The organism is Polaromonas sp. P4_F6 (assembly GCF_056401275.1).
The window spans coordinates 187,805-212,697 of sequence record NZ_JBFUJQ010000002.1 but is presented as its reverse complement, the minus strand read 5'-3'; the positions used below and the strand labels follow the sequence as shown (position 1 = coordinate 212,697).

General features: G+C 65.9%; 25 protein-coding genes. 14 read left to right on the top strand and 11 right to left on the bottom strand.

The window, feature by feature from the left end:
* Positions 1 to 118: 118 nt before the first annotated feature.
* On the top strand, positions 119 to 1,018 hold the full coding sequence (locus AC1DUN_RS06880) for an AraC family transcriptional regulator (RefSeq protein ID WP_477713313.1): 900 nt from the start codon (positions 119 to 121) through the stop codon (positions 1,016 to 1,018).
* 58 nt (positions 1,019 to 1,076) lie between these two features.
* Here the strand turns inward: AC1DUN_RS06880 and AC1DUN_RS06875 are convergent, their stop codons facing one another.
* Both AC1DUN_RS06875 and AC1DUN_RS06870 read right to left on the bottom strand, forming a co-directional pair.
* Positions 1,077 to 2,123 carry a Vgb family protein gene (locus AC1DUN_RS06875; RefSeq protein ID WP_477713312.1) on the bottom strand — a complete coding sequence of 349 codons (1,047 nt, stop codon included), beginning with the start codon at positions 2,121 to 2,123 and terminating at the stop codon, positions 1,077 to 1,079.
* Between the two features lie 116 nt (positions 2,124 to 2,239).
* The gene (locus AC1DUN_RS06870) at positions 2,240 to 2,452 is read right to left on the bottom strand and encodes a DUF3606 domain-containing protein (protein WP_477662032.1); all 213 of its coding nucleotides are present in this window, start codon (positions 2,450 to 2,452) and stop codon (positions 2,240 to 2,242) included.
* 233 nt (positions 2,453 to 2,685) lie between these two features.
* On the opposite strand from AC1DUN_RS06870, the gene AC1DUN_RS06865 reads away from it, so the two are divergent.
* Entirely contained in the window at positions 2,686 to 5,145 is a 2,460-nt protein-coding gene (locus AC1DUN_RS06865) for a penicillin-binding protein 1A (protein ID WP_477713311.1), read from the top strand.
* 66 nt (positions 5,146 to 5,211) lie between these two features.
* On the opposite strand, the gene AC1DUN_RS06860 is transcribed toward AC1DUN_RS06865, so the two are convergent.
* The gene (locus AC1DUN_RS06860; protein WP_477713310.1) at positions 5,212 to 5,430 is read right to left on the bottom strand and encodes a CsbD family protein; all 219 of its coding nucleotides are present in this window, start codon (positions 5,428 to 5,430) and stop codon (positions 5,212 to 5,214) included.
* 303 nt (positions 5,431 to 5,733) lie between these two features.
* On the opposite strand from AC1DUN_RS06860, the gene AC1DUN_RS06855 reads away from it, so the two are divergent.
* From AC1DUN_RS06855 to AC1DUN_RS06845, 3 genes are all read left to right on the top strand, one after another.
* Complete coding sequence (locus AC1DUN_RS06855) at positions 5,734 to 6,165, top strand: surface-adhesin E family protein (RefSeq protein WP_477713309.1); 432 nt, start codon at positions 5,734 to 5,736, stop codon at positions 6,163 to 6,165.
* A gap of 102 nt (positions 6,166 to 6,267) precedes the next feature.
* A complete protein-coding gene (locus AC1DUN_RS06850; protein WP_477713308.1) occupies positions 6,268 to 6,903 on the top strand; it encodes an FHA domain-containing protein in 636 nt (211 codons plus the stop codon).
* Positions 6,904 to 7,009: 106 nt separating this feature from the next.
* A complete protein-coding gene (locus AC1DUN_RS06845; protein WP_477713307.1) occupies positions 7,010 to 8,125 on the top strand; it encodes an NHL repeat-containing protein in 1,116 nt (371 codons plus the stop codon).
* Between the two features lie 23 nt (positions 8,126 to 8,148).
* On the opposite strand, the gene AC1DUN_RS06840 is transcribed toward AC1DUN_RS06845, so the two are convergent.
* Entirely contained in the window at positions 8,149 to 8,898 is a 750-nt protein-coding gene (locus tag AC1DUN_RS06840) for a DUF2726 domain-containing protein (protein WP_477713306.1), read from the bottom strand.
* 190 nt (positions 8,899 to 9,088) lie between these two features.
* On the opposite strand from AC1DUN_RS06840, the gene AC1DUN_RS06835 reads away from it, so the two are divergent.
* The 3 genes from AC1DUN_RS06835 to AC1DUN_RS06825 all read left to right on the top strand — a co-directional run bounded on the left by AC1DUN_RS06835 (position 9,089) and on the right by AC1DUN_RS06825 (position 10,242).
* The gene (locus AC1DUN_RS06835; protein WP_477713305.1) at positions 9,089 to 9,445 is read left to right on the top strand and encodes a translation initiation factor Sui1; all 357 of its coding nucleotides are present in this window, start codon (positions 9,089 to 9,091) and stop codon (positions 9,443 to 9,445) included.
* An 18-nt stretch (positions 9,446 to 9,463) separates the two neighbouring features.
* A complete protein-coding gene (locus AC1DUN_RS06830; protein WP_007873974.1) occupies positions 9,464 to 9,673 on the top strand; it encodes a DUF3820 family protein in 210 nt (69 codons plus the stop codon).
* Between the two features lie 155 nt (positions 9,674 to 9,828).
* The gene (locus AC1DUN_RS06825) at positions 9,829 to 10,242 is read left to right on the top strand and encodes a hypothetical protein (RefSeq protein WP_477713304.1); all 414 of its coding nucleotides are present in this window, start codon (positions 9,829 to 9,831) and stop codon (positions 10,240 to 10,242) included.
* A gap of 8 nt (positions 10,243 to 10,250) precedes the next feature.
* On the opposite strand, the gene AC1DUN_RS06820 is transcribed toward AC1DUN_RS06825, so the two are convergent.
* Complete coding sequence (locus tag AC1DUN_RS06820; protein WP_477713303.1) at positions 10,251 to 12,377, bottom strand: oxidoreductase; 2,127 nt, start codon at positions 12,375 to 12,377, stop codon at positions 10,251 to 10,253.
* Positions 12,378 to 12,513: 136 nt separating this feature from the next.
* Between AC1DUN_RS06820 and AC1DUN_RS06815 the strand changes: the two genes are divergently transcribed.
* Positions 12,514 to 12,759 (top strand): hypothetical protein, encoded by a 246-nt coding sequence (locus tag AC1DUN_RS06815; protein WP_477713302.1) that lies wholly within the window; start codon positions 12,514 to 12,516, stop codon positions 12,757 to 12,759.
* Between the two features lie 41 nt (positions 12,760 to 12,800).
* On the opposite strand, the gene AC1DUN_RS06810 is transcribed toward AC1DUN_RS06815, so the two are convergent.
* On the bottom strand, positions 12,801 to 13,853 hold the full coding sequence (locus AC1DUN_RS06810; RefSeq protein ID WP_477713301.1) for a quinone-dependent dihydroorotate dehydrogenase: 1,053 nt from the start codon (positions 13,851 to 13,853) through the stop codon (positions 12,801 to 12,803).
* 108 nt (positions 13,854 to 13,961) lie between these two features.
* Here AC1DUN_RS06810 and rpiA point away from each other — a divergent pair, with 108 nt between their 5' ends.
* A complete protein-coding gene (gene rpiA / locus AC1DUN_RS06805; RefSeq protein WP_477713300.1) occupies positions 13,962 to 14,633 on the top strand; it encodes a ribose-5-phosphate isomerase RpiA in 672 nt (223 codons plus the stop codon).
* 73 nt (positions 14,634 to 14,706) lie between these two features.
* Here rpiA and AC1DUN_RS06800 read toward each other — a convergent pair whose 3' ends face one another.
* The 3 genes from AC1DUN_RS06800 to AC1DUN_RS06790 all read right to left on the bottom strand — a co-directional run bounded on the left by AC1DUN_RS06800 (position 14,707) and on the right by AC1DUN_RS06790 (position 18,126).
* Positions 14,707 to 15,369 carry a glutaredoxin family protein gene (locus AC1DUN_RS06800; RefSeq protein WP_477713299.1) on the bottom strand — a complete coding sequence of 221 codons (663 nt, stop codon included), beginning with the start codon at positions 15,367 to 15,369 and terminating at the stop codon, positions 14,707 to 14,709.
* Between the two features lie 107 nt (positions 15,370 to 15,476).
* Complete coding sequence (locus AC1DUN_RS06795) at positions 15,477 to 17,537, bottom strand: M3 family metallopeptidase (protein ID WP_477713298.1); 2,061 nt, start codon at positions 17,535 to 17,537, stop codon at positions 15,477 to 15,479.
* A gap of 112 nt (positions 17,538 to 17,649) precedes the next feature.
* The gene (locus tag AC1DUN_RS06790; protein ID WP_007873983.1) at positions 17,650 to 18,126 is read right to left on the bottom strand and encodes a YhbY family RNA-binding protein; all 477 of its coding nucleotides are present in this window, start codon (positions 18,124 to 18,126) and stop codon (positions 17,650 to 17,652) included.
* Between the two features lie 42 nt (positions 18,127 to 18,168).
* Here AC1DUN_RS06790 and AC1DUN_RS06785 point away from each other — a divergent pair, with 42 nt between their 5' ends.
* From AC1DUN_RS06785 to glmM, 4 genes are all read left to right on the top strand, one after another.
* Complete coding sequence (locus AC1DUN_RS06785) at positions 18,169 to 18,924, top strand: RlmE family RNA methyltransferase (protein ID WP_477713297.1); 756 nt, start codon at positions 18,169 to 18,171, stop codon at positions 18,922 to 18,924.
* A gap of 147 nt (positions 18,925 to 19,071) precedes the next feature.
* Entirely contained in the window at positions 19,072 to 20,994 is a 1,923-nt protein-coding gene (gene ftsH, locus AC1DUN_RS06780; RefSeq protein ID WP_477713296.1) for an ATP-dependent zinc metalloprotease FtsH, read from the top strand.
* A 90-nt stretch (positions 20,995 to 21,084) separates the two neighbouring features.
* The gene (folP, locus tag AC1DUN_RS06775) at positions 21,085 to 21,942 is read left to right on the top strand and encodes a dihydropteroate synthase (protein ID WP_477713295.1); all 858 of its coding nucleotides are present in this window, start codon (positions 21,085 to 21,087) and stop codon (positions 21,940 to 21,942) included.
* A gap of 93 nt (positions 21,943 to 22,035) precedes the next feature.
* On the top strand, positions 22,036 to 23,367 hold the full coding sequence (glmM, locus tag AC1DUN_RS06770) for a phosphoglucosamine mutase (RefSeq protein WP_477713294.1): 1,332 nt from the start codon (positions 22,036 to 22,038) through the stop codon (positions 23,365 to 23,367).
* 332 nt (positions 23,368 to 23,699) lie between these two features.
* On the opposite strand, the gene AC1DUN_RS06765 is transcribed toward glmM, so the two are convergent.
* Both AC1DUN_RS06765 and AC1DUN_RS06760 read right to left on the bottom strand, forming a co-directional pair.
* Positions 23,700 to 24,296, bottom strand: coding sequence for a DUF6151 family protein (locus tag AC1DUN_RS06765; RefSeq protein ID WP_477713293.1), 597 nt, complete (start codon positions 24,294 to 24,296; stop codon positions 23,700 to 23,702).
* Complete coding sequence (locus tag AC1DUN_RS06760) at positions 24,293 to 24,724, bottom strand: hypothetical protein (RefSeq protein WP_477713292.1); 432 nt, start codon at positions 24,722 to 24,724, stop codon at positions 24,293 to 24,295. The genes AC1DUN_RS06765 and AC1DUN_RS06760 overlap by 4 nt, the downstream gene beginning before the upstream one ends.
* Positions 24,725 to 24,893 lie beyond the last annotated feature (169 nt).

Sequence of the window (24,893 nt, the reverse complement as noted above, 5' to 3'; positions counted from 1 at the left end):
TCCAGTGTCCGGCGGGTGGGCCGGCGCGGGTTGCCGGAAATTCGGTGCTTCTTGCCTGATCCTCCAAATTTCGGCACCGGGCTCGCGGCAACTGACCGCCAGCGGTTAGGCTTGCGGCATGAGCACGCTCCCTTTTCTTCTGGATGTTGTCGGCCGTTATGCCGAAGCCCATGCCGACAAGGCGGGTCTGGCGCAGACGGCCATCCCGGGTCTCAGCCTGGTGCGCGCGCCTTCGCCCAGCGGCCTGGTCCATGCCATATCGCAGCCGCTGGTCTGCCTCTTGTTGCAGGGCAGCAAGCAGGTGGCCATGGGCACACAATCCTTCGCGTTCAGCGCGGGTGAAACCCTGCTGATCACGGCGGACGTGCCGACGGTCAACCAAATCACGCGCGCAAGCCTCGCCCGGCCTTACCTCTCGCTGGTGCTGGAACTGGACCTGGCGGTGATCGCGGACCTGGTGCTGCAGATGAAGGATGGGCCCGCGCCCGACACCGCGGCTGTGCGGGTGGGCGCCACCGAAGCCGAGGTGGCCGAGGCGGCGTTGCGGTTGATGCAGCTGCTCGATCGACCGGCGGCCTTGCCGGTGCTGCAGGCGCAGCGGGTGCGCGAGATGCACTACTGGCTGCTGGCGGGCCGGCTGGGCGCCGCGATAAGGCGACTGGGCTGGCCTGACGGCCATGCGCAGCGTGTGGCGCGCGCGGTATCTGTGCTGCGGGCGGATTTTGCGCGGCCTTTGCCGGTGGAGCGGCTCGCGGGCGTGGCGGGCATGAGCCCGTCTTCATTTCACCAGCACTTTCGCAGCGTGACCTCGCTGTCGCCGCTGCAGTTCCAGAAACAATTGCGGCTGATCGAGGCGCGGCGTTTGATGCTGTCGGAAGGCTTGAGCGCGAGCAGCGCGGCGTTTGCGGTGGGCTATGAAAGCGTGCCGCAGTTCACGAGGGAGTACGGCCGCATGTTCGGCTTGCCGCCGGTGCGGGAAACAGGCGCGACGCGAAGCAAGGCTGCGGCGAGAGCCTGAAGATCGCCGTCATGCACGGCGCGTTGGGGGCTTTCCATTGCCGGATGCTGCCGGATGCTCACCCCGTCCTGATCACCGTCACAAACTCCGTCCCACTCTCAGGCAACCAGACTTCCCCGGGCCGGCCCAAAATCTGCCGCACCGCGGCATTGGCGCGGGGCAGGGGGATGACGTCAAACTTCTCGCTGGCCGGGTCAAAACGCAGCATAGCGTTGTTGCTCCACTCCGAGGCCCAGATGATGTCCTTGTTGTCGACATAGACCGCATAGACATGCGGGTCGGCGCCTGGGGCTTTGTAGGTTTTCCAGCTGCTGGCGCCTGTGCCCAGGGCCGGGTCGTGCATGGAGAGGTTGCCGCTGCTCCATTCCGAGACCCAGATGCGGCCCTTGCTGTCCGACCACACCCGTCTTGCGCCCTGGCGTGGCGTGGATGGCTCGACGATGCGGGATTCGCCGGTTTTGGTATCCATATGGGCGATAAAGGAGCCGGCCAAGGAGCACCACCAGATATCGCCCTTGGGTGTGGCGCAGATGCCGTAGGGGCCGCGGCCGCGCGGGGAGTCCTTGACGGTGACGGTGCCGCTGCGCACATCGACCTTGCCGACGTAGCCGCTCTGGCCGGTGAACCACAGGTTGCCTTCGCCGTCGAAGGCGCAGGTGTTGAGGTTGGCGTACGGTGTGCCGGCGGGCAGGGGGAAGACTTTGACCTGGCGCGAGGGCCAGGCGACGCGGGCAATGGCGTTTTGCCCGCCGTCGGTCAGCCAGGCCGCGCCGTCGGGGCCGGCGATCACGCCGTGGGGTGATGAGCCGCCGCCCAGGGCGATCAGTTCGGTCTTGCCGTTGCGCGGGTCAAACCAGCCCAGGTGGCCGCTGCGCTGGGCCGAAAACCACACGCCGCCGTCGGGTGCGGGCGCGATGTCGTGGATGCCGGTGGCGGAGCGGGTGTTGAGCGGCCAGGATTGCAATCGCTGTGTATGCGCCGTTGCGCTGGGCGCCTGGGCTTGCGCGCCGCGGGGCGAGAGCAGGGCGGCGCCCAGGGCCGGCAGGGCCGCCAGCGTGGTACGGCGCTTGAGGTCGAAGGTAAAGGCGAGCTGCTGCATTGCCATGGCAATACCTCCTGCGGCGCAGGGCGGCTTGGCCGCTGCGCGGAACACGGTGGATGGACGGGCGAAACGGAGAGAGCGGGGTGCTCAACCCATTGTGGCGGCTACAGCGGCGGCCATCAATGGGGCTTGTCCCTGTCCTCTTTGGTGCCGTCCTGGAGGTATTTCTCGACCTTGCTGGCCTTGTCGCCAACGGCGGCAATGGCGCGCCTGAGCTGTTCGCGGTCGGCGTGCAGCTTTTGTTCCCACACGGCGGCGGCCTGGGGGTTGTGGAGGTTGATGCGGTCAGGTTGCACAGCATGCGCAAGGGGGCGGTGCGGGAGAAAGCTCATGGATGGAGGTCTCCTAGGCGTCTGTATGTCTATAGAACTACCTTAGCGCCAAGCGGGCCTGGCCTTTGTAGGCCGCCGCCGATATTTGGGCGGGGCGGCAGCAGGGGCTGCGGCCCTGAACACATGTGTTTTCCCCGGCTTTGCCGGCTTTTCACCATCCTTGCGTCACCCTTGCGCCACCGCGCCGCCGTCCTACAAAAGGGGTTTACAGCGCCCCAGTAAACTTGCAGGCAATGAAGAACCCCTTCCAGACCCTTTTCCAGGCCCCCCTGGGCCCGCGCCTGCGCGCATTCGCGGCCTCGATTCCCGGCCGGCTGCGCAACCTGACCAAACGTGATGTGGCCCTGGCGCTGGCCATGGTCCCGGTGCTGCTGCTGCTCTACACGGTGCTGCTGCTGCCGTTTACGCCCAGCATCAGCGATTTGCTCAAGGCCAAGACGGCCAAGCCCTCGGTGCTGATGTCGGTGGACGGCCAGGAGCTGGCGAGCTTCCAGCGCGCCAACCGCGACTGGGTCAAGCTCGATGCGATTTCGCCGAATGTGGTGGCCGCATTGATCGCGACCGAGGACCACCGCTTTTACGATCACCACGGCATGGACTTCCGGCGCACGGTGTCCTCGGTGCTGCTGACGCTTGTGGGCCGCAAGCAGGGCGGCTCGACGCTGACGCAGCAGCTGGCGCGCAATATGTACCCCGAGGAAATCGGCCGCTCGGCCACGCTGACGCGCAAGCTCAAGGAGGCGATCACGGCCTTCAAGATTGAGGCGGTCTACAGCAAGGACGAGATCCTCGAGAGCTACCTGAACACCGTGCCCTTTCTCTACAACGCCTACGGCATAGAGATGGCGGCGCGCACCTATTTCGACAAATCGGCCAGCGAGCTGGACGTGCTGCAAAGCGCGACGCTGGTGGGCATGCTCAAGGGTGCGAGTTATTACAACCCGGTGGTCAACCCCGACCGCGCGCTGCAGCGCCGCAACATCGTGCTGATGCAGATGGTCAAGCACGGCAAGCTGCCCGAAGACAAACTCGCGGCGCTCAAGAAGAAGCCGCTGAAGATCGACTTTGAGCGCCTGGACCCGGAACTCGGCGAAATGCCGCACCTGGCGCAGCAGCTGCGGCGCTGGCTGATCGACTGGGCGGACCGCAACGACTACAACATTTACGCCGACGGCCTGGTGGTGCGCACCACCATCGACTCGCGCCTGCAGGCCATGGCCAACAAGGCGCTGGTGGCGCAGGGCGAGCGGCTGCAAAAAATCGTCGCGGGTGACTGGCGCTTTAACTCGGGCTGGAAGGCCAAAAGCGGGGCGCAGCGCGAACTGGCCCTGGCCTTTGTGCGCGACACCCCCGAGTACAAGGCCGCGCGCGCCGCGGGCCAGACCGACGAGCAGGCGCTCAAAACCCTGCTGGCCAATGCCAATTTCATGCAGGCCCTCAAGGACGAGAAGACGCGGCTGCAGGCCGGCTTTATGGCGCTGGACCCGACGAACGGCCAGGTGCGGGCCTGGGTGGGCAGCCGGGATTTTTCGGACGACCAGTTCGACCATGTGCAGCAGGCGCGGCGCCAGCCGGGCTCGACCTTCAAGCCTTTTGTGTATGGCGCGGCCTTTGAGGAGGGCGCCCGGCAGAGCGACGGTTTTGTCGACGGCGTGGTGGAAATCCCGCTGGGCAACGGTGCCTTCTGGCGGCCCACCGACGGCGGCGGGCCCAGCGGCGAGTTCATGAGCCTGCGCCAGGGGTTGATGTTCTCCAAGAACACGATTACGGCGCAGGTGATGCAGGTGGTGGGCCCGGCCCATGTGGCCAAGCTGGCGAAAGCCATGGGCGTGCGGCAAAGCAAGCTCGAGGAAGTGCCCTCGCTCGCGCTGGGCACCAGCCCGGTGACGCTCAAGGAAATGGTCACGGCCTACGGCACGCTGGCCAATGACGGCCGCTACATAGAGCCCATCATCGTCACGCGCGTGGAAGACCGCAACGGCAAGGTGCTGGAACAATTCGAAGCCAAGGCGCCGGAGACGGTGATGTCGGCCACGGTGGCGCAGACGCTGCTGGATGTGATGCGCGGCGTGATCGACCAGGGCACGGGTGCGGCGATACGCAGCCGCTACGGCCTGCGCGCCGACCTGGCCGGCAAGACCGGCACGACGCAGGGCAATACCGACGGCTGGTTTGTGATGATGCACCCGCAGCTGGTGGCGGGCGCCTGGGTGGGCTTTAACGACAACCGCGTGACCATGGGCGACAGCTGGGGCCAGGGCGCGCGCAGCGCGCTGCCCATCGTGGGCGAGTTTTTCCAGCAGGCGATCAAGGCCAAGGTGGTGGACGCCGAGCAGCGCTTTGCGGCGCCGCAGGGCGGCGGCGTGACGGACCAGGAGCAGCAGCGCGTGGAAGCCTTGCTCAACGGCGCCGAGCCGCCGCAGGAAGGCCAGCCGGGCGAGCTGCCGGCCGGCGTGGGCATGGCGGCGGGGGCATCACCACCCAGCCAGGGCGGCGCGCCGCGCTGGCAGCCCGCGCCCGTGATCAAGTACGTGACCATCCAGGCGCCAGCTGAAAACCAGCCAACGTCGGCGCAGGGCGGGGATTCGGGCGGCATGCCCGGTGTGGTGCTGCAGCCGCCGGCGCCGGTGGCGGCCGAGAAGCTGCCGGTGTTTCCGGGCGTGGTGGTGGGGCCGCCTATTGCGCCGCGCTAGCTTCTTGCACCCCAAAAAAACGGCCGCTCGAAAGCGGCCGTTTTTCATTGGAAAGGGAAAGCGTGATCAAGGCTTGAGCGGATCGCGCTCCAGGTCCTTCCTGATTTCCTTGGCGGTGTCCTTGATGTCTTCCTTCACATCGCCGTAGGCCTTCTGGGCCTTGCCTTCAAACTCGCGGGCATGGCCCTTGGCCTGCTGCTCGGCGCTGCCGACCATCTTGCCGGTGTGCTCCTGCACTTCGCCGGCGACTTCCTTGATCTTGCCTTTGACCTGGTCCTTGTTCATAGGGATACCTTTCGGGTGGTTGGGGGACATGGAAAAACTCCATGCCTTCAAGTTAAGGGCTGGCTGGGGCGGCGCACGCAGGGAGGGGGCGCGGCTGGGTGTCGGCTGCGGACTACAAGGTGTTGTTGCACCCTCAGTTTCACCTGCAGGAATATGTCTTTTCATGTGACAAGGCCGCTTGCCCCCGGTTAGACTGGTTTTGAATGCGACATTGTGCAAATGCTGCAAGTGGGGGAAACATTCTTAGGTCCCGCATCATCGGCTGCGGCGCCGCCTGAGGATGGACAACATCGAAGAGCTGCCATGAAAAAGAACATGCTGTTTTGGGGCTTGCTGGGAGGCGCCTCCGTGCTGCACGCGCAGGCCGCGTGGTTCACCGTGCTCGGCGACCCGCAGGACCCGGCGCTCAACACCATAGAGGTCGATCCAGTCCCGGTGAGCGTGCAGGGCGGGCTGCGTACGATGAAGATACGCGTGAGCCGCTCCCAGCCGCGCACCAGCTGGGACGGCGTGCCCTACCGCTCCTACACCTCCACCGTGCGGTTCGACTGCGCGAACAAAAACGCGCGCTACCTCTCGCTGGAGTTCTACAAGGAGCCTCTATGGCAGGGCGCGCCGCACCAGACCTCGACCTACCCTGAGGGCGTGGTCAGGCACATGGCGTTTCGCGACGTGGCACCCAACCCGACGCAGCGGCTGATACGCGCGGCCTGTCGCCCGGCGGAGAAAAACTAGCGGTGGCGCCGCCCTTGTGCCTTGGCGGGGCCGGCGCTACGATGGGCGGACGCCGCCATGTTGGGAGTGGCAGCGACACCTCCAGAAGAAAGGCTTCTCCTCATGCCGCAACTCATTGCATCGGTCGAAGGCGTCGAAATCAAGCATGTCTACCTGAAGAACGACCGCACGACGCTGGGGCGGCGGCCGTACAACGACATCGTGTTCGACAACCTGGTGGTCAGCGGCGAGCACTGCGTGTTTGAACTCAAGGGCATCGCCGACGTCTACCTGCGCGACCTGGGCAGCACCAACGGCACCTACCTCAACGGCCACATGGTCAAGGCGCGCGAGCTGCTGCACGACAACGACATCATCAACATCGGCCACTTCAAGATCCAGTACCTGGCGACGTCCGCGCACGAGGAGCCCGCCGAGAGCCAGGAAACCACGGCGATGTCGCTGGACGCGATAGGGCTGCCCGGCACCGCAGGGGCGCGGCAGGCCAGCCTGCGTGTGCTGTCTGGCTCGTCGGCGGGGCTGGAAGTGCCGGTCGTCAAGGCGGTCACCACCTTCGGCCAGCCGGGCGTGGCGGTGGTGTCGATCTCGCACCGGCGCGACGGTTACTACGTGGCCCATATGGACGGGGAGACGCCGTCCACCCTCAACGGCAAGGCCATAGGCCCCAAGGCCACTCCGCTGTCACACCAGGACGTGCTGAACCTGGCGGGGACGGAGATGGAGTTCTTGCTGAAGTGAGCCTGGGTCCGTCTCACAGGGGGAGAGGGGACTGAGAAGATGCGCCGCCGCTTGGGGGCGCTTGGGCTCCATCAATAACAACACCGGCGGCGAGGGCGCACCCATCATGACCAGACGCGAATGGCAATTGGCCATCCCCATCCTGATCGGCCTTGCGCTGTGCGCGGCGGCCTTTGTGCGTGGCCAGAACATGGCCAACCCGGATGCGGGCATGGTGGCGCTGCGGGTGTTCAAGGCGCCGCAGGGTGAGCGCGTCGCCGTCGTCGCCAACAATGCCTTGCATGTGCTTGACGCCCAGGGGCGCCGCATTGCGCGCCAGGACCTGAAGGCGCTGGGCCTGGGCGAAAGCCCCGGCGACATGGACTGGACGGTGGACGCCCGGCAGCGGGTCGAGGCCTGGTTCTTTGACGGCGCCGCCGTGCCCCGCGTGCTGCGTTGCGCCTGGAGCGATGCGCAGGTGCAACTGGTGGACTGCCGCGCGGCCATGGAAGGCCCGCAGCTCAAGAACAATGCACTGTCCCTGACCGTGCACCTGGCCGTGGACCGCCTGGGCGAGCGCGTCTTCATCGCCGATGCCAAGGGGACCCGCGTACAGTTGTTTGACCTGAACGGCAAGGCCTTGGCCGGCACCGACCCGCAGGTGGTGCCGCTGCTGTTCCCCAACCGCCTGCGCTACCTGGGCAATGACACCCTGGTGGTGGCCGACAACGACCACCGCCGGCTGATCTGGCTGCGCGTCGCCCCCGGCCAGCCCACCGAGCTGATGCGCAGCCTGGGCTCGGCCGCGCACGGCCAGGCCCGCCAGGGCCGCGGCAAGGTCACCGACGTGGCCCTGGGCCCGGACGGCACGCTGTGGATGCTGGCCGTGATGCAGGGCCAGAAGGATGGCGACGTGCTGGTGTTCGACGCCCAGCGGCGGCCCGTGGCGCGCGCGGCATTGGCCGATGATTCCGACCCGCTGCTGATCGACGCGCTGGGCGACACCGCGCTGGTTGGCGACTACAGCTTCATCAGGCTGAACCGGGTCGACGCGCAAGGCCGCGACCTCGGTGAGTTTGGTGACGCCGCTTTCAGCGGCGAACTGCAGGCCGTGCAGCAGCGGGTGCTATCCGGCGCGCTATGGAAAAGCGGCGCCATGGCCATGGGTGGCGTGCTCATCGCGGCCGGCCTGGCGCTGGGCCTGTTGTTTGGCCAGAAATCCAAACGGCCGGGGGCCGTTTGATCACCGCCCAGGCCCGCAGGAAGCTAGATGATGGAACTGCTCGGGTTGGTACTCGAGTAATTGATGGGCCTGCGCGGCGGGCCTTCGCCGGCCAGGCGCAGCGCGAAGGCGCGGGCCAAGGCCTGCAGCTTGAGCGTGGACTTCAGGTGCAGCGGCGTCATGCCGGCCTTGGTGAGGTCCGAGGCATTGCTGGACACGCGCGAGAGTTTCGGCTGTTCCAGTTTGGCGGGCGCGGGGCGGCGGGCGCGTTCGGCCGGGGCGAGTTTGGCGGCTTCGCTGGTGGCGGCGCCCAGGAATTTTTCGCGCAGCAGCGCGGCGCTGGGCCGCCGCTGGCTTTCAACAATCCAGTAGGGAAGGCCGGCGCGGGCCAGCAGTTCGCGTTTGAAGCCATGGTTGCGGCCGGTGACCTCGCCGCGGCCCAGCACGTCGATGCAGCCCAGCACCGTGCCTTTCTGGTCGGCCAGGGCGCAGGAAAAATTCACGGTGCTCAGCAGCGTCTGCCAGTGGGCGTCGCCGCCGCGCTGGTTGGGTTCGATAAAACCGGTGAAGGGGACTTTGGGCAGGATGCGGTGCTCGGGGAACACCTCCTCCAGCCAGCGCCAGACCTGGAGCTCGTCGCGGCTGGCCAGGGGCTTGGCGCGCAGGGTGTGGTTGCGCGCCACTTTTTTGCGGGTGGCCACCACATGGGACAACCAGCGCTCATAAGCCAGGGCGCCCAAGGCCACACTGCCGACAAAGAGGAAAAACCCGATCAGAAAACTGCTGCCCGTCATGTTCGCGCCCTGAAATCGCCCGGAGGTCATGCTGAAGAAGAAGGGCGTAGCGCCTATCCCGGCCCTGTTTATAAGGGATATCAGGTACATTTTTGGTTTTCTGTGAACTACTTCACAATTTTTTACGAACGATCGTTCTAAAACCTGGCGCGCTGTCCGGCGGCCATCCCTTCTTCCTGGTTCCTCTTTCATGAAACAAACTCCCGCAGGCGGCCTGGTGTATTCCACCGAGGCTGGAAGAATGTGCCCGGTCTGCCGCCGGCCGGTGGCGGCCTGCAGCTGCAAGCAGGCGGCGGTCCCTGCGCCGGGCGGCCCGGTGCGCGTGAGCCGCGAGAGCAAGGGCCGGGGCGGCAAGACGGTGACCGTGGTCAAGGGCCTGCCGCTGGACGCCATGGCCCTGGCGCTGCTGGGCAAGCAGCTGCGCACGGCCTGCGGATCGGGCGGCACGGCCAAGGACGGCGTGATCGAGGTGCAGGGCGACCATTGCGACACCGTGATGGCGGCGCTGCAGAAACAAGGCTATGCGCCCAAGCGGGCCGGCGGCTAGGCCTCTCTATTTGTATCCATGAACCCAGAAGATTTGTTGCTGCTGGTGACCCGCGAAATGCCTTTCGGCAAGCACAAGGGCACACTGATCGCCGACCTGCCGGGCAATTACCTGAACTGGTTTGCGCGCGAGGGCTTTCCCAAGGGGGAAATCGGCCGCCTGCTGGCGCTGATGCAGGAAATCGACCACAACGGCCTGAAGCCGCTGCTGGACCCCTTGCGCCGTTGAGCACCGCAGCCCTGCCGCGCGTCGCCTCCTACATTTGCAGTATTGCCCAGCGGGGCGTTACTGCGCAGAATCCCAGCACCCGCGTTGGCCGGCGGCAAGCCGGCATCGTGCCGCCCCTGCCTGCGCAAGGCGCAACATTCTCCGAGGTAACCCGCATGAGCTACGAACTGTCCCTGGAAGCCAGGGTCAGGCAAATGATGGCAAAGTTCCGCACCCAGGAATGGCTGGGCCTCGCCGCGGGTTTCCTGATCTTTGCCGCCGCCGACCTGCTGCGCGCCTGGTGGGCGCCGCAGCTTCCGGTGTGGATGGTGCATGGCTGGTTTTTCCCCATCATCGTGCTGGCCTCGGTGGCCGCACTCTATCTGTCGGCGTCCATGCACAAGGCGCTCAAACAACACAGCGTGGTGGACCCGCAGCTGCGGCGCGAGATGTGCCTGCTGTTCCTGCTGGGCTCGCAGGACCAGCAGGGCCTGAGGCTCATGAAACGCATCGCCATGGCGGCCAATGTGCATGCGCTGAGTTTCGGGATGGCGCTGGGGCTGCTGGTGTTCAGCCTGGTGCGTGTTTAGGGCGGCCTTTAAAGGGCGGCCGCGACCCTGGTTCCCTGGTTAATCGCCCGCTTGGCATCGAGTTCGCCGGCTTCGTGGGCGCCGCCTATCAGGTGGGTCTTGACGCCGGCCGCGCGCAGCGGCTCCAGCAGTTCGCGCAGCGGCTCCTGGCCGGCACACAGCACGATGTTGTCGACGGCAAGCACGGTGCCGTCCGTGCGCTTTTCGCCGAAGGTGATGAACAGGCCCAGGTCCGAACCCTGTTCGCCTATGCGTTCGTAGTTGACGCCCGAGAGCATTTCCACATTCCTCATCTTGAGCGCGGCGCGGTGTATCCAGCCGGTGGTCTTGCCCAGGCCGGCGCCCAGCTTGCCGGGCTTGCGCTGCAGCAGCGTGACCTGGCGCGCGGGCGGCGCCACTTGCGGGCGCACCACGCCGCCGCGCACTTGGCCGGGATCGGCCACGCCCCATTCGGCCAGCCAGGCCGGTAAATCAAGTGCGGTGGAATGGCCGGGGGGCGTGACCAGGAATTCGGCCACGTCAAAACCGATGCCGCCCGCACCTATCAGGGCCACGCGTTTTCCCACGGGCTGGCGGCCCAGCAGTACGTCGATGTAGCTGAGCACCTTGGGATGCTCCTGGCCCGGGATGCGCGGGTTGCGCGGCGTGACGCCGGTGGCGAGTATGACTTCGTCGAACTTTCCGGCGATCAGGTCCTGGGCGCTGACGCGGGTGTTCAGGTGCAGGCGCACGCCTGTGCCGCTGATACGGTTGCCGAAGTAGCGCAGGGTTTCCTCGAACTCCTCCTTGCCGGGCACACGCTTGGCCAGGTTGAACTGGCCGCCTATCTTGTCAGCCGCGTCGTACAGGTCCACGCTGTGGCCGCGCAGGGCCAGCGTGGTGGCGGCGGCCAGGCCCGCCGGGCCCGCGCCGATGACGGCGACGCGCTTTTGCGCGGGAGCGATGCGGATGACGAGCTCGGTCTCATGGCCGGCGCGCGGGTTGACCAGGCAACTGGCCAGCTGGGCCTTGAAGGCGTGGTCCAGGCAGGCCTGGTTGCAGGCGATGCAGGTGTTGATCTCATCGCGGCGGCCCTGGGCGGCCTTGTTGACGAATTCCGGGTCGGCCAGGAAGGGGCGGGCCATGCTGACCATGTCGGCGCAGCCCTCGGCCAGCACCTGCTCGGCGACTTCGGGCATGTTCAGCCGGTTGCTGGTGACCAGCGGGATGGTCAGGCCCGCGGCGCGCAGGTCGGTGCGCAGTTTTTTGGTGACCCAGGTGAAGGCGCCGCGCGGCACCGAGGTGGCAATCGTCGGCACGCGGGCTTCGTGCCAGCCTATGCCGCTGTTGATGAGGGTGGCGCCGGCGGCCTCCACGGCCTTGGCCAGCAGCACGACTTCCTCCCAGCTGCTGCCGCCGGGGATCAGGTCAATCATCGAGAGGCGGTAGATGATGATGAAGTCGCGGCCCACGGCTTCGCGGGTGCGGCGCACGATCTCGACGGCCAGGCGCATGCGGTTGGCGTAGCTGCCGCCCCAGTCGTCGGTGCGCTGGTTGGTGTGGGTGACGAGGAACTGGTTGATGAAATAGCCTTCGCTGCCCATGATCTCGACGCCGTCGTAGCCGGCCTCGCGCGCCAGCAGCGCGCAGCGTATGAAGGCGCGTATCTGCCGCTCAATGCCGCCCGCGCTCAGTTCGCGCGGGGCGAAGGGCGAGATCGGGCTCTGGATGCGCGAGGGCGCGACGCACAGAGGGTGGTAGCCGTAGCGGCCGGTGTGCAGGATTTGCAGCGCGATCTTGCCGCCTTCGGCATGCACCGCGTCGGTGACCTGCTTGTGGCGCCGCGCCGCGCCTGAACTCGCCAGCATGCCGGCGAAGGGTTTGGTCCAGCCGGCGATGTTGGGTGAAAAACCGCCGGTGACCATCAGGCCTACGCCGCCGCGCGCGCGTTCGGCGAAGTAGGCGGCCATGGCGGGGAAATGCTTGCGCCCGTCTTCCAGGCCGGTGTGCATGCTACCCATGAGCACGCGGTTTTTCAGCGTGGTGAAACCCAGGTCCAGCGGGGCGAGCAGGTGGGGATAGGGGGAGGAAGGGGATGGGGAAGGGGAAGATGGGGTCGCGGCCACAAGCAGGTCTCCTGTCAAAACTGCCTGCATCGTAGTCGCAAGGTGGGGCCGCCGAAAGCCCGCCGGGTAGTCTAGGGGACAGGCTCTATCGGCACTCGGTGCTTACCCTGAAGCCTCGCGGCCTTGTCCGACACGGCGCGCGCGGCGGGACTGCTACCTTGGAACCATGCCAAAAAACACCAGCCCCACACGCGCCAAGACCGGTGAAGGCGCGACCGTGCCGCACCCGCCGCGCAGCGAGCCTGACGACGCGGCCGACGGCAACGATGCCGGTGCCTTGATTGAAAGGCCCATGAAGCCCGGCCCCGATGGGACGCTCAAGCAGCACGATTTCCCCGACGGCGGCGGCAGCGGCGGGGCCGAGGCCTTTCGGCGCAAGGCAGGTCGGGGCAAGCCTTCGCCGGGTGTTTAACCGGTGGTTAACGGGCGTTTGGCCTGTGTCTGGCTGTCGGCTTAGCGGCTCTTTTTGATCGCCAGCGCGGCCTGGGTGACGAGTTCCGGGCCTTTGTAGATCAGCCCTGTGTAGATCTGCACCACGTCGGCACCGGCCTTGATCTTGGAGACGGCGTCGGCGCCGCTCAGGATGCCGCCCACCCCGATGATGGGAAAGCCCTTGCCCAGTGCCGCGCGCAGCTGGCCGATGACGCGGTTGCTGGCTTCGAGCACGGGCGCGCCGCTCAGGCCGCCGGCTTCCTCGGCATGGCGCAGACCCTTGACAGCCTCGCGGCTGAGCGTGGTGTTGGTGGCGACCACGCCGTCCATGGCGTGGCGTTTGAGCGTGGCGGCGATGACGGCCACCTGGGCTTCATCGAGGTCGGGCGCAATTTTCACGAAGATGGGTACGCGTTTGCCATGCTGTTTGGCGAGTATTTCGCGGCGCTCGGCGATACGGCCCAGCAGGGCGTCCAGCGCCTCGTCGCTTTGCAATGCGCGCAGGTTTTTGGTGTTGGGGCTGGAGATGTTGACGGTGACGTAGTCGGCATGCGGGTAGACGCCGTCCAGACAGATGAGGTAGTCGTCGACCGCGTTCTCGATCGGCGTGGCGGCGTTCTTGCCGATGTTCAGGCCCAGCAGCAGGCCGCCCTGCGCGCCGGGCTTGCGCACGCTGGAGCGCCGCACATTGGCCAAAAAGGCGTCCAGCCCCTCGTTGTTAAAACCCAGGCGGTTGATCAGTGCGTTGGCCTCGGGCAGGCGGAACATGCGCGGCTTGGGGTTGCCGGGCTGGCCCTTGGGTGTGACAGTGCCGACCTCGACAAAACCAAAGCCCATGGCGGCCAGCCCGTCTATGCAGCGCGCGTTTTTGTCCAGGCCGGCGGCCAAGCCGACGCGGTTGGGAAATTTGAGGCCGGCCAGCTCGATCGGGTCGCTGACCCGGCTGGACAGGTAGGCCAGGGCCAGCGGTGTGCCCTGGGTGCGCGCCAGCGAGGCCATGGTCAGCTCGTGGGCGGTTTCGGGATCCAGCCCAAATAAAAAGGGACGGGCCAGGGCGTAGGGGAGCAGGGACATTGGATAATTCGGTGCTGATGGCTGTGAATGGCCCGGTATGCCCGGGCAAGAGCCCCGATTGTCGCAAAACCCGTTTCACCCTCCCGATTCATCCCTCCGAACATTCCCATGACCCAAGACGAACTCAAAACCCTGGTCGGCCAGGCGGCCCTGCACTACGTGGAAGAAGGCAGCATTGTCGGTGTCGGCACCGGCTCCACCGTCAACAAATTCATAGACGCGCTGGCCACCATGAAGGACCGCATCGCGGGCGCGGTGTCCAGCTCGCTCGCCTCCACCGAGCGCCTGCAGGCGCTGGGCATCAAGGTCTTCGACGCGACCGAGGTCGAGGAACTGGGCGTCTACATCGACGGCGCTGATGAAATCGATCACGCCGGTTATATGGTCAAGGGTGGCGGCGCGGCGCTCACGCGCGAAAAAATCGTGGCCGCGCAGTCGCGCAAGTTCGTCTGCATCGCCGACGAGTCCAAGTTGGTGGCGGCCCTGGGCAGCTTCCCTCTGCCGCTCGAGGTGATTCCCATGGCCGCCAAACGCATCGCGCGGCAGTTCGCGGCGCTGGGCGGCACGGCGGCGCTGCGCCTGAAGGACGGCAAGCCGCTGGTGACCGACAACGGCCAGCATATCCTGGACGTGACCGGCCTGAAGATCAGCGACCCCCTGATCTTTGAATCCCAGGTCAGCCAGTGGCCCGGCGTGGTGACGGTGGGGGTTTTCGCCTTCCAGAAAGCCCATGTCTGCCTGCTGGGCACGCCTGGCGGCGTGAAGACGCTGGTGTTCTGAGCTTCCGGCCCCGCCGGAAAGCAAAACGCCGAGTGGGAACCCGGCGTTTTTGTTTCAGATCAGACAGGCTTGCCTAGAACTTGATGCCGGCCGGGTTGTCCGCGCTGAGCGGCGGCGGGGCTGTCGGTGCGGCCGCAGGGGCCGCTGCACTGCGGGCGGCGCCGTTGTTGGCCGCGGGCGGCGCGGTGACGGCCACCAAGGGCGTGGCAGCCGGCGGTCGGTAGCTGGCCGGCAGCACCGATGTGGCGGGATAGCCGGCGGCATTCAGGAACTGGGTCCATTCCACGTCGGAAAAGCCTTTGAGCTGCTGGCTGCCTATGGTGGCGAAGGGCAGAGAGGTGTCGCCGCTGAGCCGCTGCAGCGCCTTGATGTCCTCGTTGCTGCTGACGGTCCGCTCGGAAAACGGAACACCGCGGTTGGTCAGCATGGCGCGGGCGGCGCCGCAGGGGCCGCAATTTTCGCCGGAATACAGAGTCACCGGGTATTTGCTGGCAACCTGCCGCAGTTCGAAGGGCAGTCCGGTGGGGGCCGAGCCGCCTCCGCCGGGGGTGGCTGCGCTGACCTTGGCGCCGGCGGCTGCGGGCGGCGGCTTGTCGGAGAAGGTCACCTTGCCGTCAGGCCCGACGATGCGGTAGACCTGCTGGGCTTGCGCCAGGGGCGAAAAAAGACCGCCAGCGGCGAGTGCCAGGGCCAGCAGGGCATGGGGCGCGAGGGATTTCACGGCTTTTGTGTTCATGGGTATTCCAGTCGTCTCAGGTACGGGGTGGCGGAAAGAGCAAACTCAAAAGGCAAGCTTAACGCAGGCCCTGTAAGTCTCACAACGTTTTAGGCGTTTTGAAGGTGTCAGGCCATACCCTGATGACGCAGCAAAGCATCAATCGAGGGTTCCCGGCCCCGGAAGGCCTTGAAAGACTCCATGGCCGGCCGGCTTCCGCCAGCCTCCAGGATGGCTTTGCGGTACTTGCGGCCGGTTTCCACCGTGACCGTGGTCTTGCCGCCATCGTCGCCCGACGGCGAGGACGCGGCTGTAGCCGTTTCCTCGAAGGCGGCATAGGCGTCGGCCGACAGAACTTCCGCCCATTTGTAGCTGTAGTACCCGGCGGCGTAACCACCCGAAAATATGTGGCTGAAAGTATGCGCGGTGCGGCTGTAAGGCGGCGAGGGGATCACCGCCACTTCGCGGCGCACCTCGTTCAACAGGCTCATAAGGTCATCGGCCGGTTTGTGCGAGGTGTGCAACAGCATGTCGAACAGCGAGAACTCGACCTGGCGCAGGGTCTGCATGCCGCTCTGGAAGTTCTTGGCGGCCAGCATCTTGTCGAACAGCGCGCGCGGCAACGGCGCGCCGGTCTCGGCATGCGCCGTCATGTGCTTGAGCACGTCCCATTCCCAGCAGAAGTTTTCCATGAACTGGCTGGGCAGCTCGACCGCGTCCCACTCGACGCCGCTGATGCCGGAGACGTCGCGCTCGTTGACCTGGGTCAGCATGTGGTGCAGGCCGTGGCCGAATTCGTGGAACAGCGTGGTCACGTCGTCGTGCGTGAGCAGCGCGGGTTTGCCGCCCACGCCCTCGGCGAAGTTGCAGACCAGGTGCGCCACCGGGGTTTGCAGCTTGCCGGTGTCGGGGCGCAGCCAGCGCGCGCGCACGTCGTCCATCCAGGCGCCGCCGCGTTTGCCGGTGCGGGCCGGCTGGTCGAGGTAGAACTGGCCGACGAGTTCGCCATTGCGTTCAATGCGGTAAAACTCAACGCCGGGCTTCCAGACCGGGGCCGAGTCCTTGCGGATGGCGACTTCAAACAGGGTCTCGACGATCTTGAACAGGCCCGCCAGCACCTTGGGCGCGGTGAAGTATTGCTTGACCTGCTGCTCGCTGAAGGCGTAGCGCGCTTCCTTGAGTTTTTCGCCGACGTAGGCGTAGTCCCAGGGCTGGAGTTCGGCCATGCCCAGCTGGCTCGCGGCGAAGGCGCGCAGGTCGGCCACGTCTTTTTCGGCATAGGGACGGGCGCGGCGCGCGAGGTCGCGCAAAAAGCTGACCACTTCCTCGGGCGACTGGGCCATCTTGGCCACCACCGAGACTTCGCCGAAATTGCGGTAGCCCAGCAGCTGGGCTTCTTCCAGGCGCAGCGCGAGGATCTCTTTCATGATGGCGCTGTTGTCGAATTTACTGAACTCGGGCGCGGCCTGGTCGCTGGCGCGTGTGGTGTAGGCCTTGTAAAGGGTCTCGCGCAGCTTGCCGCTGGTGGCGAACTGCATGACGGGCAGGTAGCTCGGCATCTTCAGGCTCAGGCGGTAGCCGGCCTTGCCTTCGGCCTCGGCCTGGGCACGCGCGGCCTGCAGCACGTCGGCCGGGATGCCGGCGACTTCGGCTTCGCTGGCGTAGTAGGCGAATGCGTCGGTCGCATCCAGGGCGTTTTCACTGAACTTCTGGCTCAGCTCGGCCTGGCGCTCCTGGATTTGCGCGAAGCGCTCGCGGGCCGCGCCCTGCAGTTCGGCGCCCGAGAGCACAAAGTTGCGGATCGCATTCTTGTGGGCCTGGCGCTGTTCGGCGTTCAGGGTGGCCGCGTCGATGGCCTTGTATTTGGCGTAGAGGCGCTCGTCGGCGCCCAGGCGGGTCCAGAACTCGGTCACGCGCGGCAGGGCGGCGTTGTAGGCGGCGCGCAGCTCGGGCGTGTCGGCCACGCTGTTGAGGTGGCTCACGGCGCCCCAGGCGCGGCCCAGGTTCTCGGTGGCGACGTCCAGCACGCGGGCGATGCCGGTCCAGGTGGCCGGGAAATCCGCCGCGGTGACGGTTGCCAGGGCCGTATCGGCCTTGGCCATCAGTTCGTCAACGGCGGGGCCCACATGTTCGGGCTGGATACGGTCAAACAGGGGGAGGTCGGAGAAATCGAGGAGCGGATTGGTCATGGCATGTAGCTGTGGGCGGAAGTCTCGAATCTAAAGGCCGGGGGCCGCCGGGCCGGGAAGAATGTCGCTATGGAAGCGATTGCCGGGGCCGATTGCCGGCCCGCGGCGGGGCTCAGCCTTGCGCGCTTTTCTTGACGCTCTTGAGCTGGGGTTTCTTGGCCCGCTTGACGGTGCCGCCCGGCGTAAGGCGCTGGTTGCCCAGCACGCGCAGGGTTTTGACCTCGGGCCGCTGGCCGTGGCGCGAGCTGTTCTTGAGCACCTTGACGTCGCGCGGGCCGGGCATGCGGTCTTCGTTGACCTTTTTTTCCTTGGGTGGCATGGGGCGCCAGAGCACCAGCAGCTTGCCGATGTGCTGGATGGGCGCGGCATTGAGTTCGTCGGCCAGGGTCTGGAAGATCTCCTCGCGGCCGGCGCGGTCGTCCGACAGCACCCGCACCTTGATGAGCCCGTGGGCCTTGAGCGCCGCGTCGGTTTCCTTCTTGACGGCGGGGGTCAGCCCGTCGGAACCTATCATCACGACTGCGTTCAGGTGGTGGGCATCGGCGCGGTGGTCCTTGCGCTGGGCGGGGGTAAGTTGTATTTGAGCCATGGCCCAATTATCGGGCGAGTCCGGGAGAGGACAATAGGCCCCATGAAAGTAAATGCCAAGACCGGTTTCAAACCCGGCGTCCAGACCGATGCCAAGGCCGCCGCCAAGGCGGCCGGCAAAACCGCCGTGAAGGCCGGCGGCAAGGGAAAAGTCAACAAGGCCTGGCTGCACGAGCACATCAACGATCCTTATGTGAAGCTCGCCCAGAAAGAGGGCTACCGGGCCCGCGCTGCTTACAAATTGAAGGAAATCGACGAAACCTTCGGCCTGGTGAAGCCGGGCGATTGTGTGGTCGACCTGGGCAGCACGCCCGGCGCCTGGAGCCAGTACGTGCGGCGCAAGCTGTCTCCCGCGGGCGCGGCGGCCGGCACGCTCAACGGCCGCATCATCGGGCTGGACCTGCTGCCCATGGAGCCGATTGAGGGCGTGACCTTTATCCAGGGCGATTTCCGCGAGGCCGAGGTGCTGCAGCAGCTGGAGGACACCCTGGCCGGCCCCGAGGGCCAGGTCCAGGTGGACCTGGTAATCTCGGACATGGCGCCCAACCTCTCGGGCATCGAGTCGGCCGATGCGGCCCGCATCGCCCATTTGATCGAGCTGGCCGTGGAATTCGCCCAGAACCGCATGAAACCGGACGGCACGCTGGTGGTCAAGCTGTTCCACGGCAGCGGCTACGACCAGCTGGTCAAGCTGTTCCGCGACACCTTCAAGGTCGTCAAGCCGCTCAAGCCCAAAGCCTCGCGCCCGGGCTCGTCGGAAACCTTTTTGATAGGCCGGGGGCTGAAAAAGCGGGCCTGAAACCACGGGCTTTCCCCTAGGGCTTGCCAGCGGTAGCGGACTTAATCCCGCTTTAAACCAGGGGCCGGGACCGGGTTAAGCTGTTTTGGCCCTTGAAAGGCCTAAAATCAGGCGCATGTGACTTTTGTTCTTACACCGGAGTAGTCCTTGAACAATCAGTGGTTTTCCAAAATTGCAATCTGGCTGGTGATCGCCATGGTGCTGTTCACCGTATTCAAGCAATTTGATACACGTGGCAGCGCCGGTTCCAACTACCTGGGTTACTCCGAGTTCCTGGAAGAAGTGCGCGGCAAGCGCATCAAGCAGGCGACCATCGCCGAAGGCCAGGGCGGCACCGAGATCTCGGCCACCACCGTGGACGACCGCAAGGTCCGTACCACGGCCACCTACCTGGACCGCGGCCTGGTCGGCGACCTGATCGCCAACGACGTCAAGTTCGACGTCAAGCCCCGCGAAGAAACCTCCCTCCTCACCTCGCTGCTGATCAGCTGGGGGCCCATGCTGCTGCTGATAGGCGTGTGGATCTACTTCATGCGGCAGATGCAGGGCGGCGGCAAGGGCGGGGCTTTCAGCTTCGGCAAGTCCAAGGCGCGCATGCTGGACGAGTCCACCAATCCGGTCACCTTCGCCGACGTCGCGGGCTGCGACGAGGCCAAGGAAGAGGTCAAGGAAGTCGTCGACTTCCTCAAAGACCCGCAGAAATTCCAGAAACTGGGCGGCCGCATTCCGCGCGGCCTGCTGCTGGTCGGCCCCCCGGGCACCGGCAAGACCCTGCTGGCCAAGGGCATCGCCGGCGAGGCCAAAGTGCCTTTCTTCTCGATTTCCGGCTCCGATTTCGTTGAAATGTTCGTCGGCGTGGGCGCGGCCCGCGTGCGCGACATGTTCGAAAACGCCAAGAAAAACGCCCCCTGCATCATCTTCATCGATGAAATCGACGCGGTCGGCCGCCAGCGCGGCGCCGGCCTGGGCGGCGGCAACGACGAACGCGAGCAGACCCTGAACCAGATGCTGGTCGAGATGGACGGCTTCGAAACCAATGTCGGCGTGATCGTGGTGGCCGCCACCAACCGCCCCGACATCCTGGACGCCGCCTTGCTGCGCCCCGGCCGCTTCGACCGCCAGGTCTATGTGACGCTGCCCGACATCCGCGGCCGCGAGCAGATCCTCAATGTGCACATGCGCAAGGTGCCGCTGGGCCAGGACGTGAATGCCAGCGTGATCGCGCGCGGCACGCCCGGCATGTCCGGCGCCGACCTCGCCAACCTTTGCAACGAAGCCGCCCTGATGGCCGCGCGCCGCAACGCGCGCACCGTCGAGATGCAGGACTTCGAAAAAGCCAAGGACAAGATCCTCATGGGCCCCGAGCGCAAGAGCATGGTCATGCCCGAGGAAGAGCGCCGCAACACGGCCTACCACGAGTCCGGCCACGCGCTGCTCGGCAAGATGCTGCCCAAGTGCGACCCGGTCCACAAGGTCACCATCATCCCGCGCGGCCGCGCGCTGGGCGTGACCATGAGCCTGCCCGCGCAGGATCGCTACAGCTACGACCGCGAATACATGCTGAGCCAGATCAGCATGCTGTTCGGCGGCCGCATCGCCGAGGAAGTCTTCATGAACCAGATGACGACCGGCGCCAGCAACGACTTTGAGCGCGCCACCGCGCTGGCCCGCGACATGGTCACGCGCTACGGCATGACCGAGGCCCTGGGCCCCATGGTCTACGCCGAGAACGAAGGCGAAGTCTTCCTGGGCCGCTCGGTCACCAAGACCAACAACATGAGCGAGTCGACCCTGCAAAAGGTCGACGGCGAAGTCCGCCGCATCATCGACCAGCAATACGCCCTGGCGCGCAAGCTGATCGAGGACAACCAGGACAAGATGCATGCCATGGCCAAGGCCTTGCTCGAATGGGAAACCATAGACGGCGACCAGCTCGACGACATCATGGCCGGCAAGGAGCCGCGCCCGCCCAAGGACTGGACGCCGCGCAACTCCTCTGTCGGCGGTGGCGGTGGTCCCTCGGGTGGCACGCCGGCCGTCAGCGCCGACCCGGCGCCCACGGTGGCCTGAGGCCCGCGGCGGACACAGCATGACGGGCTGCCGGGCAGCCGTCACCACAACCGGGGCCAGTCCCCGGTTTTTTATTTCCGAGGACAAACCATGATCTGGCAAACCTCCCGCTTCCAAATCGACCTCGCCAAGCCGCGCGTCATGGGCATCGTCAACGTCACGCCCGACTCGTTTTCGGACGGCGGCAAGTACTTCAGCGAAGGCAGCGGCTTTGCCGGCGTGTTCGCCCATTGCGAAAAACTGCTCAAGGACGGCGCCGAGCTGCTGGACATAGGCGGTGAATCCACGCGCCCCGGCGCGCCGCCCGTGCCGCTGGAGGAAGAGCTCGCGCGCGTGCTGCCCGTGGTGCGCCATGCGGCCACGCTGGGCGTGCCGCTGTCCGTGGACACCTACAAGCCCGAGGTCATGCAGGCCGTGCTGGACCTGGGCGCCGACGTCATCAATGACATCTGGGCCCTGCGCAAGCCCGGCGCAATGGAGGCCGTCGCCAAACACCCGAATTGCGGCGTCTGCCTCATGCACATGCACCGCGAGCCGCAAACCATGCAGGTCGCGCCCATGGAGGGCGACGTGGTGCCGCAGGTGCGCGATTTTCTCGAAGCCGCCGCGGCCGGCCTGCTGGCCGCCGGTGTCGCCAGGTCGCGCATCGTGCTCGACGTGGGCATAGGTTTCGGCAAGACCGTGGCGCAGAACTTCGCGCTGCTGGCGCGTCAGCAGGAGTTTCTCGCCGCCGGCTACCCGTTGCTGGCCGCCTGGTCGCGCAAGTCGTCCCTGGCCGCCGCCACCAGCACCTCGCTGGCTGCCGTGGCCCAGCTCGACGTGGCCGACCGCATGGTGCCCAGCGTTGCGGCGGCCCTGCTGGCTGTGGACCGCGGCGCGCGCATCGTGCGTGTGCATGACGTCAAGGAGACGGTTCAGGCCCTGAAAGTCTGGATGGCCGCCAGCTGATTCTTCAGCTTTTGGCTGACAGGCGGGCAGGGCGGGCCCGCCTAAAATAGCCTCACATTTGCAGAACAACAAGCTCCACAGGGACAAAACTCCATGACCAGAAAATACTTCGGCACCGACGGCATTCGCGGCACGGTGGGCCAGCCGCCCATCACTCCCGACTTCGTGCTGCGCCTGGCCCACGCCGTGGGCCGCGTGCTGCGCAAGAAAGAGACCCGCCCCACGGTGCTGATCGGCAAGGACACGCGCATCTCGGGCTATATGCTCGAAAGCGCGCTCGAATCGGGCTTTAACTCGGCCGGCGTCGACGTGGTGCTGCTGGGCCCGCTGCCCACGCCGGGCGTGGCTTACCTCACACGCGCGCAGCGCGCCAGCCTGGGCGTGGTCATCAGCGCCAGCCACAACGCCTACCCCGACAACGGCATCAAGTTCTTCAGCGCCCAGGGCACCAAGCTCGACGACGCCTGGGAGCTCGCGGTGGAAGCCGCACTCGACGAGCCGCCCGTCTGGGCCGACTCGGCCACCCTGGGCAAGGCGCGCCGCCTCGATGATGCCGCAGGCCGCTACATCGAATTCTGCAAAAGCACCTTTGCCAACGACCTCACGCTCAAGGGCCTGAAGATCGTCGTCGACGGCGCCCACGGCGCGGCCTATCACATCGCGCCCATGGTGTTCCATGAACTGGGCGCCGAGGTCATCGCCATAGGCTGCGCGCCTGACGGCCTGAACATCAACCACGAAGTCGGCGCCACGCATCCCGACGCGCTGATCAAGGCCGTGAAGGCCAACAAGGCCCACTACGGCATCGCACTCGACGGCGATGCCGACCGGCTGCAGATGGTGGACGCCGACGGCCGCCTCTTCAACGGCGACGAAGTGCTCTTTCTGATGGTCAACGAGCGCCTGGCGCGCGGCGAAAAAGTCCCCGGTACCGTCGGCACCCTGATGACCAATATGGCCGTCGAGGTCGCGCTCAGGAAGAAGGGCGTGGAGTTCGTGCGCGCCAAGGTCGGCGACCGCTATGTGCTCGAAGAGCTCGACAAGCGCGGCTGGCTGCTGGGCGGCGAGGGCTCGGGCCATTTGCTGGCGCTCGACAAACACACCACCGGCGATGGCCTGATCAGCGCGCTGCAGGTGCTGCAGGCCTGCGTGCGCAGCGGCAAGACCATTGCCCAACTGCTTAGCGAGGTCCAGCTGTTCCCGCAGACTTTGATCAACGTGCGCCTCAAGCCCGGTCAGGACTGGAAAAGCAGCAAGCCACTGGCCGATATGACCAAAACCGTGGAAACCGAACTTGGCGACACCGGCCGCGTGCTGATACGCGCCAGCGGCACCGAGCCGCTGTTGCGCGTGATGGTCGAGGCGCGCGACGCGGCCCAGGCCAAACGCTGCGCCGAGCGCGTGGCGGATACGGTGCGGTCTTAGAACCTGTTCACGGTCTAAACGGGGCCGCGTTGGGGTGCAATCGGGATGAGTGGGCCGGCCGGGCACGCCGCATGGGCTAATGCCCATGCAAGGGCCTGGGTGGCTCAATCGCCCGACCGCCCAGCCGGCCGGCTGGGCGTCGTGCGGCTGCCCCAACGGGGATGCAAACGCGACCGCGTTTGCGTCACCCCAACCCGRAGGGCAAGYRCCTTCTCGGGCGGTCTGCGGCGTTGCGGCGCTAGCCCATAGATGAACTATGGGCGTCGCACCACGCCTAGCATCCCATCCCGAGAAGGTGCTTGCGCGGCCCCGTTTAGACCCTGAACAGGTTTTTAAACGGCCTGCATCAGGCGGGCCCGTTCATCCGGCGTGAGCACCTTGGGCGAGACCCGCGGCGTTCCCGTCTCCGGGTCAAAGAAGGGCGTGCGCTTGTAGCTGCCGTCCAGCCTTGCGCGTACCAGCTTGGCCATGAACTGGAGGATGGCCACCGTGGTGCTGAGCGCCATGGCCTTGGGCGTGCCCTTGGCGCTCTTCATGCCGACCCGCATGCGCACCGGGCCAAAAGCGCTGTCCAGGCTGGTCGAAGATTCCCGCAGGCAGTTGTGCAGCAGCCCGACATGCGAAACCTTGAAGTCGCGCGAGGTGTTGCCGATAGGCGTGTCGCAGCAGCTCGCATACCAGCGCAGCATGCCTTTATCGCTCAGGGACATGCAGCTCAGCTTCTCCACACCTTGCGTGAAAGTGACATGCTGGGGAAGCGTGGCGACCACGTCCGAGCCGCCCATCTCGTCGAGAATCTCGTCCGCCTTGCCCAGGAAATGCGCATAGGCCTGGCAGTCCTTGCAGTAGCAAATGCCGCGGCATACGGATTCGGTATGGCTGACGAGGCCTTGCAGGGTGCCGCATTGGCAGCGCAGGGGATGGTTCATGTCCGGGGTCCTCCCACTTGATGACAAAGCATATGCGATACCAGTAGCCAAAGCGTTACCGGCAACAAAACTGCGGCGGCAACAACTTCCGAAAGAATCGTGACATTGGCCATCAAGGGGTGCAGTTCCAGGGGCGCCACCGCATAGTGGCCCAGGCCGTCAAAACCCAGCGCCGCATAAACGGCCACCAGCAGCAGGCCCGTGGCCATGAATTTCCTGTGCATCAACAGCAAACCCAGCGCGCCCACGGCGGTAATGGCCGCCCACACCGCATAGACCTGCGCGCGGGTAAGCCAGGCCGGCAAGTTGGGGTATTCGCAGATGAATTCGGCGTTGTGGCTGAAGTGGCCCAGGCTGGTGAGGAAGTAGGTGGCCGTCAGGGCCAACAGCAGCGTGCGAAGGTCTCTGGTGGAGTGACGAGTGGACATGGGTTTGGGCCAGGAGTTGAAAAGACGGAGATACCGCAGGCGTTTTGCCTTGTGCCGGGTAAGTAGTCTAACCACGCGCCGCCCAAGGCGAGGGCGTTGTCTCTCCTGCTGGTAGCGAGCGGCACCACCGTCGGCGCAGGGTCCGATTGGGGTAGTTGTTTCTAAATGT